The sequence below is a fragment of the Pararhizobium gei genome (assembly GCF_029223885.1).
GTDB classification, from domain to species: Bacteria; Pseudomonadota; Alphaproteobacteria; order Rhizobiales; family Rhizobiaceae; genus Pararhizobium; species Pararhizobium gei.
Genome location: NZ_CP119409.1, coordinates 4,303,363 through 4,317,703, shown reverse-complemented (window position 1 = coordinate 4,317,703; position 14,341 = coordinate 4,303,363). Strand labels below are relative to the sequence as shown.

Annotated in this window: 10 protein-coding genes and 1 pseudogene; 5 read left to right on the top strand and 6 right to left on the bottom strand. The window is 61.8% G+C overall.

The window, feature by feature from the left end; translation table 11 throughout:
- Window positions 1-7 precede the first annotated feature (7 nt).
- The 3 genes and pseudogenes from PY308_RS20725 to scpA all read left to right on the top strand — a co-directional run.
- Window positions 8-165 (top strand): annotated as a pseudogene (locus tag PY308_RS20725) (methylmalonyl-CoA carboxyltransferase); the annotation flags it as partial.
- A gap of 116 nt (window positions 166-281) precedes the next feature.
- Window positions 282-2,303, top strand: coding sequence for an acetyl-CoA carboxylase biotin carboxylase subunit (locus PY308_RS20720; protein WP_275786483.1), 2,022 nt, complete (start codon window positions 282-284; stop codon window positions 2,301-2,303).
- A gap of 57 nt (window positions 2,304-2,360) precedes the next feature.
- Window positions 2,361-4,499 carry a methylmalonyl-CoA mutase gene (gene scpA / locus PY308_RS20715; protein WP_275791224.1) on the top strand — a complete coding sequence of 713 codons (2,139 nt, stop codon included), beginning with the start codon at window positions 2,361-2,363 and terminating at the stop codon, window positions 4,497-4,499.
- A 15-nt stretch (window positions 4,500-4,514) separates the two neighbouring features.
- On the opposite strand, the gene PY308_RS20710 is transcribed toward scpA, so the two are convergent.
- Genes PY308_RS20710 through PY308_RS20685 form a run of 6 tightly spaced genes read right to left on the bottom strand, consistent with a single transcriptional unit; the run spans window position 4,515 to window position 10,984 of the window.
- Window positions 4,515-5,348 carry a sulfurtransferase gene (locus PY308_RS20710; protein ID WP_275786482.1) on the bottom strand — a complete coding sequence of 278 codons (834 nt, stop codon included), beginning with the start codon at window positions 5,346-5,348 and terminating at the stop codon, window positions 4,515-4,517.
- 12 nt (window positions 5,349-5,360) lie between these two features.
- Window positions 5,361-6,362 (bottom strand): hypothetical protein, encoded by a 1,002-nt coding sequence (locus PY308_RS20705; protein ID WP_275786479.1) that lies wholly within the window; start codon window positions 6,360-6,362, stop codon window positions 5,361-5,363.
- Entirely contained in the window at window positions 6,356-7,732 is a 1,377-nt protein-coding gene (locus PY308_RS20700) for a M20 family metallopeptidase (protein WP_275786476.1), read from the bottom strand. The genes PY308_RS20705 and PY308_RS20700 overlap by 7 nt, the downstream gene beginning before the upstream one ends.
- Complete coding sequence (locus tag PY308_RS20695; RefSeq protein WP_275786472.1) at window positions 7,729-8,649, bottom strand: ABC transporter permease; 921 nt, start codon at window positions 8,647-8,649, stop codon at window positions 7,729-7,731. The genes PY308_RS20700 and PY308_RS20695 overlap by 4 nt, the downstream gene beginning before the upstream one ends.
- 4 nt (window positions 8,650-8,653) lie before the next feature.
- A complete protein-coding gene (locus tag PY308_RS20690; RefSeq protein WP_275786469.1) occupies window positions 8,654-9,493 on the bottom strand; it encodes an ABC transporter permease in 840 nt (279 codons plus the stop codon).
- 3 nt (window positions 9,494-9,496) lie between these two features.
- On the bottom strand, window positions 9,497-10,984 hold the full coding sequence (locus PY308_RS20685) for an ABC transporter substrate-binding protein (protein ID WP_275786466.1): 1,488 nt from the start codon (window positions 10,982-10,984) through the stop codon (window positions 9,497-9,499).
- A gap of 170 nt (window positions 10,985-11,154) precedes the next feature.
- Here PY308_RS20685 and PY308_RS20680 point away from each other — a divergent pair, with 170 nt between their 5' ends.
- Window positions 11,155-11,841, top strand: a complete 687-nt coding sequence (locus PY308_RS20680; protein WP_275791223.1) for an FCD domain-containing protein — start codon at window positions 11,155-11,157, stop codon at window positions 11,839-11,841.
- A gap of 4 nt (window positions 11,842-11,845) precedes the next feature.
- Entirely contained in the window at window positions 11,846-14,152 is a 2,307-nt protein-coding gene (locus tag PY308_RS20675; RefSeq protein ID WP_275786463.1) for a molybdopterin guanine dinucleotide-containing S/N-oxide reductase, read from the top strand.
- Window positions 14,153-14,341: the final 189 nt, after the last annotated feature.

Here is a 14,341-nt window from a genome sequence, read left to right as displayed (position 1 = left end):
CGCTTTTGGGGCCGATGTGAACGACGCCTGGCCGGCCGCCGAGATCGCGGTCCCGGGCGCAAAAGGGGCGACGGATATCTTCTGTTTCGAGCTTGTCGAGGCTGACAAGATCGCGGCAGGCTCACGAGAATATGAAAGCGGTTCGCCAACCCCTTCGTCGCTGCCGGGGCGCTTTTAGAAGATGTGTTGCGGCTGGATTTTCGGACTATTCCCCGAACCTCGAAGACAATGAAGATGGAATGGCCGGCAGAAGCTCAAGCAGACATAACGGTGGACAGGCAATGTTTAAAAAGATTCTGATAGCCAACCGCGGCGAGATCGCCTGCCGGGTGATCAAGACGGCGAGGAAAATGGGCATTGCGACTGTCGCCGTCTATTCCGATGCGGATGCCGAGGCGCTGCATGTGACCATGGCCGACGAAGCGGTGCACATCGGCCCAGCGCCATCGAACCAGTCCTATATCGTCATCGAGAATATTCTCGACGCCATCCGGCGCACCGGTGCTGATGCGGTGCATCCGGGATACGGCTTTCTGTCCGAGAACGCCACCTTCGCCGAAGCATTGGAAAAAGAAGGCGTCGCGTTCATCGGCCCGCCGGTCGGCGCTATTCAGGCGATGGGCGACAAGATAACATCCAAGAAGCTCGCTCAGGAAGCCGGCGTTTCCACCGTTCCCGGTCATATGGGCCTGATCGCAGACGCCGATGAAGCCGTGGCGATCGCGTCGTCGATCGGCTATCCGGTGATGATCAAGGCGTCGGCTGGCGGCGGCGGCAAGGGCATGCGCATTGCCTGGAACGATATGGAAGCTCGCGAAGGTTTCCAGTCCTCGAAGAACGAGGCGAAGGCGTCCTTCGGCGACGACCGGATCTTCATCGAGAAATTCGTCACCCAGCCGCGCCATATCGAGATCCAGGTGCTGGGCGACCAGCACGGCACGGTGCTGTACCTCGGCGAACGCGAATGCTCGATCCAGCGGCGAAACCAGAAGGTGATCGAGGAGGCCCCTTCGCCGTTCCTCGACGCCGCCACGCGCAAGGCGATGGGCGAGCAGGCCGTGGCGCTATCGAAGGCTGTCGGCTACTTTTCCGCCGGAACGGTGGAGTTCATCGTCGACGGCGACCGCAATTTCTACTTCCTCGAGATGAACACCCGGCTTCAGGTCGAGCATCCGGTCACCGAGCTGATCACCGGCATCGATCTCGTCGAGCAGATGATCCGCGTCGCCTCGGGTGAAAAGCTGTCCTTTGGCCAGGACGACGTGAAACTGAACGGCTGGGCGATCGAAAGCCGGCTTTATGCCGAGGATCCCTACCGCAACTTCCTGCCGTCGATCGGCCGCCTGTCGCGCTATCGTCCACCCGCGGAAGGGGTCACGTCCGACGGCACCATCGTGCGTAACGATACCGGTGTCTTCGAGGGCGGAGAAATCTCGATGTATTACGACCCGATGGTCGCCAAACTCTGCATCTGGGCCCCTGAAAAAGAGGGGACACCTGCGCGACTGGCCGCGATCGATGCGATGAGCGCTGCACTCGATGATTTCGAGGTCGAGGGCATCGGCCATAACCTGCCGTTCCTATCCGCAGTCATGCAGCACGACAGGTTCCGGTCGGGCAATATCACCACTGCCTTCATTGCCGAGGAATTCCCGGATGGTTTCCACGGTGTCGAGCCGGATGCAGCATCGGCGGTCAAGCTTGCAGTCGTCGCCACGCTGGTGCATCAAGCGGTGCAGGCGCGCGCCGTGCAGATTTCCGGTACCATCGGCAATCATCGTCGGGTGATCGGCAAGGACTGGGTCGTCACCCTGGCAGGCCAGGACGTTGCCGTGACGCTCGACGCCTGCGCCGAGGGCACCCTTGTCAAACTGGCGGATGGCACAGTCCTGACCGCTGCCGGCGACTGGACGCCCGGCCAGAGCCATGCCACGTTCCTTGTCGACGGGGCGGTCATGGGCGTGAAAATCTATCTGGTCGGCACCGCCATCCGGCTGCGTTGGCGCGGTATTGACCAGCGCGTCCATGTTCGCTCACCAAGGGTCGCAGATCTTGCCCGTCTGATGCCGAAAAAACGTCCGCCCGACACTTCGAAGTTGCTGCTCTGCCCCATGCCGGGAGTGTTGACATCAATCTCTGTCCTGGAAGGCGAAACCGTCGAAGCGGGACAGGCGCTTGCTACCGTGGAAGCCATGAAGATGGAAAACACGCTGCGCGCCGAACGCCGTGGTACGGTGAAACGTGTTGCGGTCGAGACAGGCGCCAGTCTTGCCGTCGATGAAGTGATCATGGAGTTCGAATGACATGCGGACCCAGCGAGGTTTACGGTGAAAGGAGACCCTTTTATGGCTGGCAAAACGATGTCTGGCAAAACGGTTGATGACTGGCAGACGCTGGCGGAAAAAGAGCTCAAGGCCTCTCCCGACACGCTGACCTGGCGCACGCCGGAGGGCATCGACGTCAAGCCGCTTTATACGGCCGAGGACATCAGAGGCATCGACCACCTCGACAGCCTGCCGGGCTTTGCCCCCTTCGTGCGGGGTCCTCGCGCCACGATGTATGCCGGGCGGCCATGGACGATCCGGCAATATGCGGGCTTTTCGAAGGCCGAAGAGTCCAATGCCTTCTACCGGCGCAATCTCGCGGCGGGACAGAAAGGCCTGTCCGTCGCCTTCGACCTTGCGACCCACCGCGGCTATGACAGCGATCATCCGCGCGTCGAGGGCGATGTCGGCAAGGCGGGCGTGGCGATCGACAGCGTCGAGGACATGAAGATCCTGTTCGATCAGATACCGCTGGACGAAATGTCGGTATCGATGACGATGAACGGCGCGGTCATTCCGATCCTTGCCAGTTTCATCGTCGCAGGCGAAGAGCAGGGCGTTGCGCGTGCAAAACTGTCGGGGACCATCCAGAACGACATTCTCAAGGAGTTCATGGTCCGCAACACCTACATCTATCCGCCAGAACCCTCGATGCGGATCATCGCCGATATCATCGAATACACGGCGAAGGAGATGCCGAAGTTCAATTCGATCTCGATCTCCGGCTATCACATGCAGGAGGCCGGAGCGACACTGGTGCAGGAACTGGCTTTCACGTTGGCCGACGGTCGCGAATATGTGCGCGCGGCGCTTGCCAAGGGACTGAATGTCGATGAATTCGCAGGCCGCCTGTCCTTTTTCTTTGCCATCGGCATGAATTTCTTCATGGAAGCGGCCAAGCTGCGCGCCGCACGCCTGCTCTGGACCCGCATCATGCAGGAATTCGAACCGAAACAGGCGTCCAGCCTGATGCTGCGCACGCATTGCCAGACTTCCGGCGTCTCGCTGCAGGAACAGGATCCCTATAACAACGTGATCCGCACGGCCTATGAGGCGATGTCTGCCGTTCTGGGCGGAACGCAATCGCTCCACACAAATGCGCTGGACGAGGCGATCGCCCTGCCGACCGATTTCTCCGCCCGCATTGCCCGCAACACGCAGCTCATCCTGCAGCACGAGACGGGCGTCACCAAGGTCGTCGATCCGCTGGCGGGCTCCTACTATGTCGAAAGCCTGACCAACGATCTGGCGGTAGAGGCCTGGGCGCTGATCGAGGAGGTTGAGGCCATGGGCGGCATGACCAAGGCGGTCGCGACAGGCATGCCGAAGCGGCGGATCGAGGAAGCCGCGACGCGGCGTCAGGCCGCCGTCGACAAGGGCGACGAGGTGATCGTCGGGGTCAACAAATACCGGCTGAACGACGAGGCGCCGATCGATATCCTGCAGATCGACAACACGGCCGTGCGGCTGGCGCAGGTGAAGCGCCTCGAACAGACCCGGCGCCAGCGTGACCCGAAAACGGTGGAAGACACCCTTGCCCGCCTCGCAGACGTGGCGCGCACCGGCAGCGGCAACCTGCTGGAGGCCGCCGTCGACGCCGCCCGCGCCCGCGCCACTGTCGGCGAGATTTCCGATGCCATGCGCGCCACCTTCGGCGATCACTCAGCCGTGCCCGAGGTCGTGACCGACGTCTATGGCGACGCCTATGCCGACGATCCGGAGTACAACACCCTCGTCGCCCGCCTTTCAGACTTCGCGGGCACGCTGGGGGCGCAGCCGAAGATCATGGTCGCCAAGCTCGGCCAGGACGGTCATGACCGCGGCGCCAAGATCATCGCGTCGGCTTTCGGCGATATCGGTTTCGAGGTACTGGCCGGCCCGCTGTTCCAGACACCCGACGAGGCGGCCGAACTCGCTGTCAGAAGCAAGGTGCATGTCGTGGGCATCTCGTCGCTGGCAGCCGGCCACAAGACGCTGGCCCCGAAACTGATCGAAGCGCTGAAGGCCCGGGGTGCCGGGCACATCATCGTCGTGGTCGGCGGCGTCATTCCGCGTCAGGACTATGACTTTCTCATCAGCCACGGCGTCTCCGCCGTCTTTGGCCCCGGAACCAATGTTCTGGAAGCGGCACGCGCAGTCATCGATCTCATGCAGGGCAACTTGCGCAATCAGTGAGGAGTCGCGGCTCACTCATGCAGCTTCGCAAGGGCCGATATGCAGCGGCAATGCGCTGTTGCCGGCCCATTCGTGCCATGAGCCGACAAAGATCCGCACATCCTTGAAGCCGGCCATCCGAAGGCCGTACAGCGCGGTCGCAGCGCGGGCGCCGCGGTGGCAATAGCTGATGATCGTATGATCCGGCGACAAACCGGCGTCGAGCGCACGGGCGCGGATGTCGGCCGCAGGGCGATAATGGCCATCGACCAGCATGTCTTCGAAATACATGAACTTGGCATCCGGAATACGGCCGGGACGGGCGCAGCAGGGATGGAGGAACGTGCCTTCGAATTCGGTCAGCCGGCGGGCGTCAAAAATATCGGTGGTGGACGGGTCGTGATCGAGAACCTCGGCTGTCGAGGCAACGAGCTCGCGGTGAAAATCGTCCGCCGTCATTGGCGCTTTTGACTGGGTGATGGTGGCAGGCTCGCCTTTGCCCGGGGCCACGGTGCCGCCGGCGGCGATCCAGGCCTGATAGCCGCCGTCGAGGATCAGGCCACCTTCCAGGCCCACGAGTTCGTGGAACCACAGGCCCCGCGGCGAAATCATTCCGGTCTGGTTTTCGAAGAATACGGTGGTCTTCGCAGTATCGATCGACAGGGCCTTGAAGGCCGCCAGCGTGCCTGCCGCCATGCCGGCAATGCCGGCCTCGTCGCTTTCCGGAATGAAGTAATCATAGACATTCAGGCTAACGGCGCCGGGCAGGGTGGAGGCGCGCCAGTCGGCTTCCGGGCGGACATCGACCAGCACAAGGCGGTCCTCGCCAAGGCGGGCCAGCAATTCGGTCGCAGAAATCAGAACAGGCATGGAACCTCCACATTAGAACAGCGGCAACACCGTGCCGATATCGTGTTGCCCGGCCCGTTGCAGCACCCGCTGCGCCAGCGCTATGTCGAACAGGTTCAGGCCGAAACTGGAAAAGTACAGCGAACTGCCGGCCGGCGGACGCCAGCCATCGACCACAAGCCCGGAGAGATCGGCGGCCACCTGCTCGGGCCGAAAGCGGCCGGCACGATACATCTGAAACAGGCTTTTGGCGCTCCTTTCTGCAAAGTCGCCCCAGAGATCGGCGGTGACGACGTCGCAGGCAGCGATTGTCTCGAAGCTGGCTTCGTGGAAGCCGGTCTGAATGATGAGACGATCCGGGCGCACCGCAGATGGCAGCAGGAATGGTTCCGGCGCCGACGTGCAGCAAATGATCACATCCGTTTCCGCGATCGCGGCATTCAGTGTTTCGTGACGGACGAGGGCAGGGCTTTGGTCAAGGGCAGGCGTTGCATCCGGCAATGTCTGCACAAGCCTGTCGAGGCGTGAGGCTGTTCTGTTCCAGAGATGGATGGTGCCGAGCGACGGAAACCGGGCGATCAGCATCGCCAGATGGCTTTCCGCCTGTCGTCCGGCACCCAGAAGTGTGGCGCGGCGCGGCGCGGCAGGCAGGAGGCATTCGATCGCCAGCGCCGAAACGGCAGCCGTGCGAACGGTCGTGAGCAGGCCACTTTCCACCAGACCCAGCGGCCGGCCGTCGCTCAGGCGGTTGACGAACGTGTTGCTGGTGATGCTTGGCAGATCGCCCGATGCGCGCGCGCGGTGCACCGTCCATTTCAGCCCGGCGGCATCGAAGCGGCCGCCGAGCGAAGCCGGCAGGCCATAAGCCTTTTCACGCGGATCCATGCCCATCGGCAGGACGCTTTCCGCGACCATCGCGGCCTCGCCGTTGTGGTAGAGCCTGATGGCGTCACGCACATCGGCAACTGCCAAGGCCCAGTCGCCAGCGCCAGCGGCCAGGGCGTCCGTGCGGGAAAGATAGCGCATCGTCAGCATGTCACCCCATCCCTGCTGGCCGTGCCGACATGGCCCATCCCTTCCAGCCAGAGGGCGATGGACGTCAAAAAACGCTCGAAACCATCAAGCGTCATGAATTCGTCTACACCATGGGCATTGCCGCCGCGCCCGGCGCCACCAAGCAAAAAACTTTCCGCGTGACCGGCAAAAGCATAGGACGGTGCCGCGCCAATTGCCCACGGCCAGATCTGCGGTGGCGCCGAGGTTTTGGCATAGACATCCAAGAGCGTGCCGACGCCGGCGGCGCCCCTGGCGAAACGGTGGCCGCGGTAGCTGTCGGCGACGCTGATCGTCACGCCCTCAATTGCCTTGTCCTTCAGAATGGCCCGGAAACCGGCGATATAGTCGGCGGGGTCGAGCGATGGCGGGCAGCGCAGGTCGAAACCGGCTCGCGCCACCGGCGGGATGATCGCGCTGGAATGTGGCGGCTCGGTCGTCAGGCTCGACAGGTTGAGCGACGCTGTCGTCAGGACGTGGGCGAGCAAAGCGGCGGCATCCGCCTCCAGCGAAAATCGCTCGGTGTTGCGAAAGCGCAGTTCGGCCGCCGGATCGAAATTTTCGGCAAGCGTGGCGACGATCGCCTGTGCCTCGGTGTCGAGTTCGATCTGGCCAAGCCGTCCGGTCGGAGCCTGCCCGAACTGCGAGAGCACCTCGATCAAGCGGCTGGCAGGATTGGCGATCCAGGGGGAGTTGCTCGAATGGATCGGCGATTTCGGGCCACCCCAGGCGCCGGCATCGACGCGGATCTCCCCCTTGGCAATGCCGGAAAAACCCAGATAGACACGCGGTGGGCCACCGCCGTACTCGCAGAAAGACGGAAAGAGCGCTGCCCTGCTTGGGCGTACCGGGCAGTCCGGATCGTGCAGGTAGTCACGCAACGCGCCGCTGCCGCTCTCCTCCTCGCCTTCGACCAGAATCTCGACATTAACTCGCAGCCGCCCGCTATCGGCCAGGTCCTTGAGAACGCAGAGCATGCCCGCCAGCGGCCCCTTGTTGTTTTCGGCGCCACGGGCGACGAAACTTCGGCCGATGGTGTCGAGATCGACGATGCCACCTTCGAAGGGATCGACGGACCAGCCCTCCGGCGAGGCCGGCATCACGTCATACATGTTGTAGAGGATGACAGTGTCTTTGGCGCCGACATCGAGACGCGCGTGGATGACCGGCGCGCGTCCGTGCGACGGGCGGTGGGAAATGATGGTGGCGCCGAGTTCGGTCTGCAGCCAGTCAACGATTGCTCGAACCTGCTCTGCCATCGCGGCATCATCACACCGTATGGAGGGAATGCGGCACCAGGCCTGCGTCAGGGCAAGGGCTTTTTGTACAAGTGCAGAAAGGCCGGCGGTCACAGGCGGATCCGTGGATTGAGCCAGACATAGGCCAGATCGACCAGGAAATTGACCACCACAAATACGGCGGCGGCAAACAGCACGATCGCCTGCACCACCGGGAAATCGCGATTCTGGATCGATTCCACCGCAAGCCGGCCGATGCCTGGCCAGGCAAAGATGATCTCGGTGACCAGTGCGCCGCCGAGCAGAGAGGCGAAATACATGCCCTGAACGGTGATCACCGGGATCAGCGCATTGCGCAACGCATGGTGGACGACGACCCGCCACTGCGACAGACCTTTGGCGCGCGCCGTGCGGATATAGTTTTCCCCCAGGACCTCGATCAGGCTGGCGCGCACCAGCCGCGTGATGGCACTGAGATAATAGGCGCCGAGCGCGATGGAAGGCAGCACCAGCTGTTGCCAGCTGCCGATGCCGCTGCTCGGCAACCAGCGCAGTTTCAGCGAGAAGAAGATGATCAGCAGCAGCGCCAGCCAGAACACTGGTATAGCCTGGCCGAGCAGCGAAATCACCCGAATGGCAAAGTCGATCGCGCTGTTCTTGCGCACGGCGGCGATGGTGCCGAGCAGGAAGCCGAGCAGGGAGCTCCAGACCAATGCGACGCAGGCGAGCAGGGCTGTCGCCGGCAGACGTTCCATCACGAGATCGAGGGCCGGGCGTTGGAAGCGCAGCGAGTTGCCGAGCTCACCCTGCAGCACGCCACCGGCGAAGCGGCCGTACTGAACCCAGACCGGATCGTTAAAGCCCATGGCTTCACGGAAAGCCTCGATCTCGGCGCGAGAGGCGTCCGGCGACATCATCAGCGCGGCCGGGTCGCCGGTCAGGAAGAGCGCGAAAAACACGATCATCGACACGCCGGCCATGACGACCAGACCCTGAAGCGCACGACCGCCGATATAGCTGAGCACTTTCATGATCTTACGAGTTCCTGCTGTCGGCGCGCCGCACCAGCCAGTCGCCCAACAGATTGCAGCCGATGACGAAGGCGCCGATGACAAGGCCGGGATAGAGCACCAGCCAGTTGGCGAGAAGGATGTAGGAACGGCCTTCGCCGATCAGGTTGCCGAGCGTCGGGGTCGGCGGCTGTACGCCAAGGCCAAGAAAGCCGACCGAAGCTTCGAGAATGATCAGTCGCGGCAGATCGAGCGTCAGCAGCACGGTCTGCGGTCCGAGGATGTTGGGCAGCACGTGGCGGAAAATGATGCCGACATGGGACAGGCCGATGGCGCGCGAGGCGTCGATATATTCGAGTTCGCGCACCTCCAGTGTCCGGGCGCGGGCAACCCGGGCAAACACCGCCCAGCCGGTCACACCGAGCACGATCACCAGATTGGTCATGCTGGGACCGATGACGGCGACGATCAGCAGGATAAGCAGAATGAAGGGGATGGCCAGCTGGATATCGACGGCGCGCATGATGACGATATCGACCCAGCCGCCGAAATAGCCGGCAATCATGCCGAGGGTGGTGCCGAGTACGACCGAGATCACCGAGGCCGACAGCACGATGCAAAGCGATATCAGCGTTCCCAGGCCCAGCCGGGCGAGAAGATCGCGTCCGAGCTGGTCTGTACCGAGGGGATAGATGTTATCCGCAACGGTTGTCATTGGCGGTCGGAATGTGGCGGTCAGCAAACCGCGTGTCGCGTCTACCGGCCAGGCCAGCGGCACGACGATACACAGGGCTGCGATGGCGACCAGAAGCGTGATCGCCAGCACGGCGTCGGCATTGTCCTTCACATTCCAGAGCCGGTTCATTGCTTACTTCGTCGTGATGTCGAAGATCGGGATGCGCGCATCGGGACGCCCTTCGAAGGCGATTTTCTTGCTTTTCCCATAGATGCTGTCTTCCTGGTAGAGCGGGATCAGCGGAACCTGCTCTGCCGAGAGCGTCTGGATCTTTTCGAGCACCACCTTGCGGGCAGCCGGATCGACGATGCTGCGGCTTTCGTCGAGCAGTTTGTCGAGTTCGGGGATCGATGCGGTCGAATAGGGCTCGCCGGTCTTCAAGATTGCATAGACTGCGGCATCCGCATCCAGCGTCTGGGTGGAGCCCCAGCCGAGCATGAAAATCGGCCCCTTGCGCGGAACCTGCTGGGTGTAGACCGACCAGTCCAGAACTTCCTGCTCGATCTTGACGCCAATGTCGCCGAACTGCTGGGCGATTGCCTGGGCGACTTCACCGTCCTTCATGTAGCGGGTTGTCGATTGCATCTTGATGGTAAAGCCCTCGGGATAGCCGGCTTCCGCCAGCAGCGCCTTCGCCTTGGCCGGATCGAACTTGGTCACTGGAATGTCGAGATAGCCGAAATCGGCGGGGCCGACCTGAGTGCCCTTCGCGGTGGCCATGCCCTGCAGAATGTTTTTCACGATCGAGGGACGGTCGATCGCCATGTCCAGTGCCTGGCGAACCTTGACGTTGTCGAGCGGCTTCTGGCCCATCACCAGGCCGAGATAGATGGTCAGGCCGCCATTCTTGACAGGCACCAGATCAGCATCCGGGCTGGAGGCGATCATCGGCGCCAGATCGACGGGCACGTTCTCGATCAGATCGACTTCGCCGGTGACCAGCGCGGTCAGGCGGGCCGTGCCATCGGGAATGGCACGCCAGGTGACCTTGTCGACGACCGGAGCACCGCGCCAATAGTCCTTATTGGCTTCAAGGATGACGTGCTGGTCGGGAATGAACTCGACGAATTTGTAGGCACCCGTGCCGACTGGCTTGGTGGCAAACACATCGTTGCCGACTTCGGTGACATATTTCGGCGGCACGATATAGGCCGGATAGCGGCTCATGCGCGTCGGCAACAGCGGATCGGCAGCCGAGGTCTTGATGCGCACGGTGTAGGGATCAACGACGGTGACGCCGGCGATGGTGCGGATGTAGGAAAGTGTCGGCGACTTGGCGGCCGGGTCAAGAACACGATCGATCGTGAATTTGACGGCTTCGGCGTTGAAATCCTCGCCGTTGTGGAATTTCACGCCCTTGCGGATTTTGAATTCCCATGTCGTATCGTCGATCGCGGTCCAGGATTCGGCCAATCCCGGAACCAGCTTCATGTCCTTGTCGCGCATCACCAGCGTGTCGAAGATGTTATCGACGATGGTGGCGCTTTCTCTCAGGAACCCAGGGTCCATTGCGGTGGTGGAGGCTGAACGGGCGACCGTGATATCGGCCGCCGTCGCGGAAAGGGGGGCCCATGGCAGCAATATTGCGGTGGCAAGGGCAAGGGCTGCAAATTTTTTCATGAGGCTCGCACTCTCTCCTGGGTTAAGGGGCTTGTTTGCAGCGCGCGCCGCATCAAGAACACTATGAATGGGTGAATGATATATGATATATTCTCATTGCACAAGATATGTGCGCACCTCGTCACATGGTGAAAAGCCAGGCATTTACTCAATAGGAGGCGATTTTGAGTGTGAATTTGTTTAGTGCTGCTCCGCGCAAGAGTCTGGTGACGCATGTGGAAGATGAATTGCGCGCCGCATTGATCGAGGGCCGTCTGGAGCCGGGGACGCGCCTTGTAACCAAGGATTTGGCCGACTCACTTGGCATGAGCATTACGCCGGTGCGCGAGGCTCTCGTGCGATTTGCCTCCTCGGGCGTGTTGACCGCGGAACCGGCTCAGTCTTTTCGCGTGCCGAGCCTGAGCGCCGCACAATATCTGGAAATCGCTGAAATCCGCAAAGCGGTCGAGGGGCTCGCGGCATCGAAAGCCGCGCTGCAGATCCATGCGGACGACATCGCGCGGATGGAGGCTCTGCTGGCGGAATATCTGGCCGCCAAGAACGCCGCCGATCCGCATCTGGCCCTTCAGAAGAATAAGGAGTTTCGATTCGTCCTCTATGCAGCCGCCAAGATGCCGACGCTGCTGGGTGTGATCGAGACTTTGTGGCTGAAGGCAGGGCCGGGCTTCAATTATCTCTACCCGGAAGAACACAGCGTCATATCGGAACACCATAACTACGAGGACCTGCTGCTCGCCATGCGCAACCGCGCGCCGGAGGCAGCCCGCACGGCGATCGAACATGCGATCGACGATGGTGCGGCACGGGTGATCCAGGCCCTGCAGTCGCGCGATGCCTCGCTGCTGGCGGTGAAGTGATCGCATGAGCAAGTCTGCCCCGAGGAGCTATACAGCCGCCCATTGGGGCATCTACGAAGTCGACGATGATACAGGTTCACCGATCATCAAGGCGCTTCAATCCGATCCAGATCCTTCCGAAATCGGCCTGCATATGGCGGCGCCGTCGCTGCGGAAGGTGCGAATAGCCAGTCCGGCGATCCGCAAGAGCTGGCTGGAAGGCGGACCCGGGACCAATCCCCATCTACGCGGCCGCGAAGCTTTCGTCGAGGTCGAATGGGATGTTGCGCTGGATCTGGTGGCGGCCGATCTCGGCCGGATCGTCAGGAATCATGGCAACGAGGCGATCTTCGGCGGCTCCTATGGTTGGGCCAGCGCCGGCCGCTTCCATCACGCACAAAGCCAGGTTCACCGCTTTCTCAACCTGATCGGCGGTTATGTGAGCCATGTCGATAATTACAGCCTCGGCGCCGGCCGGGTTATCCTGCCACATGTCGTCGCCTCGACCGAAATCCTGCTCGACCAGCACACATCATGGGAGGTTCTGGCAGAGCAAACCAAACTGTTCGTCGCTTTTGGTGGCGTGCCGATCAAGAACGCGCAGATGTCGGCGGGCGGCGCCGGCCGGCATCGGGTGAAGCAGGGCATGCAGGCAATGCAGGCGCGGGGGGCGCGCTTCATCAATATCAGCCCGGTGTCCGACAACATGCCCGTCGAGGCCGAGTGGCTGGCGATCCGGCCGAATACCGACGTGGCTCTGATGCTGGGCATCGCCGAGACGTTGATGTCCGAAAACCTCGCCGATCGGGGCTTTCTCACGAGCCATTGCGTCGGCTTCGACCGGTTCGAGGCCTATGTCACCGGCGCGTCTGACGGTATCGCCAAGACGCCCGCCTGGGCCGCAGAGATTACCGGCGTCGCGGCAGACCGGATCACACTCCTCGCCCGACAGATGGCTGCGGCCCGCACGATGCTGAACATTTCCTGGTCGCTGCAACGCGCCGTGCACGGCGAGCAGCCGTTCTGGATGCTGGTCACGCTGGCCGCCATGCTTGGCCAGATCGGTCTGCCGGGTGGTGGTTTCGGTGTGGGCTACGGCGCCCTGAATTCGGTCGGGCATGCCAATGTGAAGTTCAAGGCCGGCGCCTTTCCGCAAGGCATCAATTCTTGCCCGGCCTTCATCCCCGTGGCCAGGATCGCCGACCTGCTGACCCGACCCGGCGAAACCTTTACCTATAACGGCATCACCCATACCTATCCGGATATCAAGGCAGTCTATTGGGCCGGCGGCAATCCGTTTCATCATCATCAGGACCTCAACCGGCTGCTGAAAGCCTGGGAACGGCCGGAAACGATCATCGTGAACGAGCCCTACTGGACACCGACGGCGAAGCTTGCCGATATCGTGCTGCCGGTGACGACGCCCTTGGAGCGCAACGATATCGGCGCTTCTGGCGGCGAAGATTATATCGTTGCCATGAAGAAGGTGTTTGAGCCGTTTGCCGAGGCACGCGACGATTTTGCGATTTTTTGTGAACTGGGCAGACGGATGGACGTCGATTTCGCTGGTGGCCTGGATGAATCCGGCTGGTTGCGACATATCTACGCCACTACCCGCGAGAATGCAGCGCGCAAGAACGTCGTCATGCCGGATTTCGAGACGTTCTGGGATGAGGGCCTGTTCGACCTGCAGCCAATGGCGAAACCGGTGATCATGCTGGAGAATTTCCGCAGGGATCCGGCAGCATTCCCGGTGCCAACCCCGTCCGGCAAGATTGAAATTTACTCCGAGACGCTGGCGGGCTTCGATCTCGCCGACTGCCCTGCTCATCCGGTTTGGCTGGAGCCGCCGGAATGGCTGGGGAGCAAGACGTGTCCCTCCGGCAGCCTGCACCTGATCTCGGACCAGCCGACCCGCCGTCTGCATAGCCAGCTGGATGCCAGCCCGCACAGTCAAGCTGGAAAGATCAACGGCCGCGAACCGGTCGATATTCACCCGGACGATGCGGCAGCACGGGGTATAGCCAACGGAGATCCGGTCGAGGTTTTCAATGCACGTGGCCGTTGTCTTTCATCGGCTCGCTTGATCGAGGCGGTCATGCCTGGCGTCGTCCGTCTTTCCACGGGAGCATGGTTCGACCCCGATTTTGCGTCAGGATTGGAAAAGCATGGCAACCCGAATGCGGTAACCTTGGATCAAGGGGCCTCTTCCCTTTCACAAGGCTGCAGCGCGCAGACGTGTCTCGTGTCGATAAGCAAGCTGGGAGGCGTGCCCCCCGATGTGACAGCTTTCACAGTTCCGGTGACTGTTCCTTACGGTGATCCGGCTTGACGGGCGATATGACCAATTGATCGTCCGTGAGATTCAAGCGAAAGGACTTCGAATGCGGCCGACGACATCAGGAGCAACGGGCCGGCTCAAACGCTTATCTGGATTGAAGCCGACCCTGACGGTGTTGATGCGGAAAAACGGCCAGCCGGAGCCTGGGATAATCACGCTGGCTGACCGTTCGAGCTGACT

Excerpts from the sequence above, each read along its gene's own strand:
- PY308_RS20685 (WP_275786466.1), bottom strand. The coding sequence starts at position 10,984 with ATGAAAAAATTTGCAGCCCTTGCCCTTGCCACCGCAATATTGCTGCCA.
- PY308_RS20705 (WP_275786479.1), bottom strand. The coding sequence starts at position 6,362 with ATGCTGACGATGCGCTATCTTTCCCGCACGGACGCCCTGGCCGCTGGC.
- PY308_RS20690 (WP_275786469.1), bottom strand. The coding sequence starts at position 9,493 with ATGAACCGGCTCTGGAATGTGAAGGACAATGCCGACGCCGTGCTGGCG.
- PY308_RS20710 (WP_275786482.1), bottom strand. The coding sequence starts at position 5,348 with ATGCCTGTTCTGATTTCTGCGACCGAATTGCTGGCCCGCCTTGGCGAG.
- PY308_RS20695 (WP_275786472.1), bottom strand. The coding sequence starts at position 8,649 with ATGAAAGTGCTCAGCTATATCGGCGGTCGTGCGCTTCAGGGTCTGGTC.
- scpA (WP_275791224.1), top strand. The coding sequence starts at position 2,361 with ATGTCTGGCAAAACGGTTGATGACTGGCAGACGCTGGCGGAAAAAGAG.
- PY308_RS20720 (WP_275786483.1), top strand. The coding sequence starts at position 282 with ATGTTTAAAAAGATTCTGATAGCCAACCGCGGCGAGATCGCCTGCCGG.
- PY308_RS20675 (WP_275786463.1), top strand. The coding sequence starts at position 11,846 with ATGAGCAAGTCTGCCCCGAGGAGCTATACAGCCGCCCATTGGGGCATC.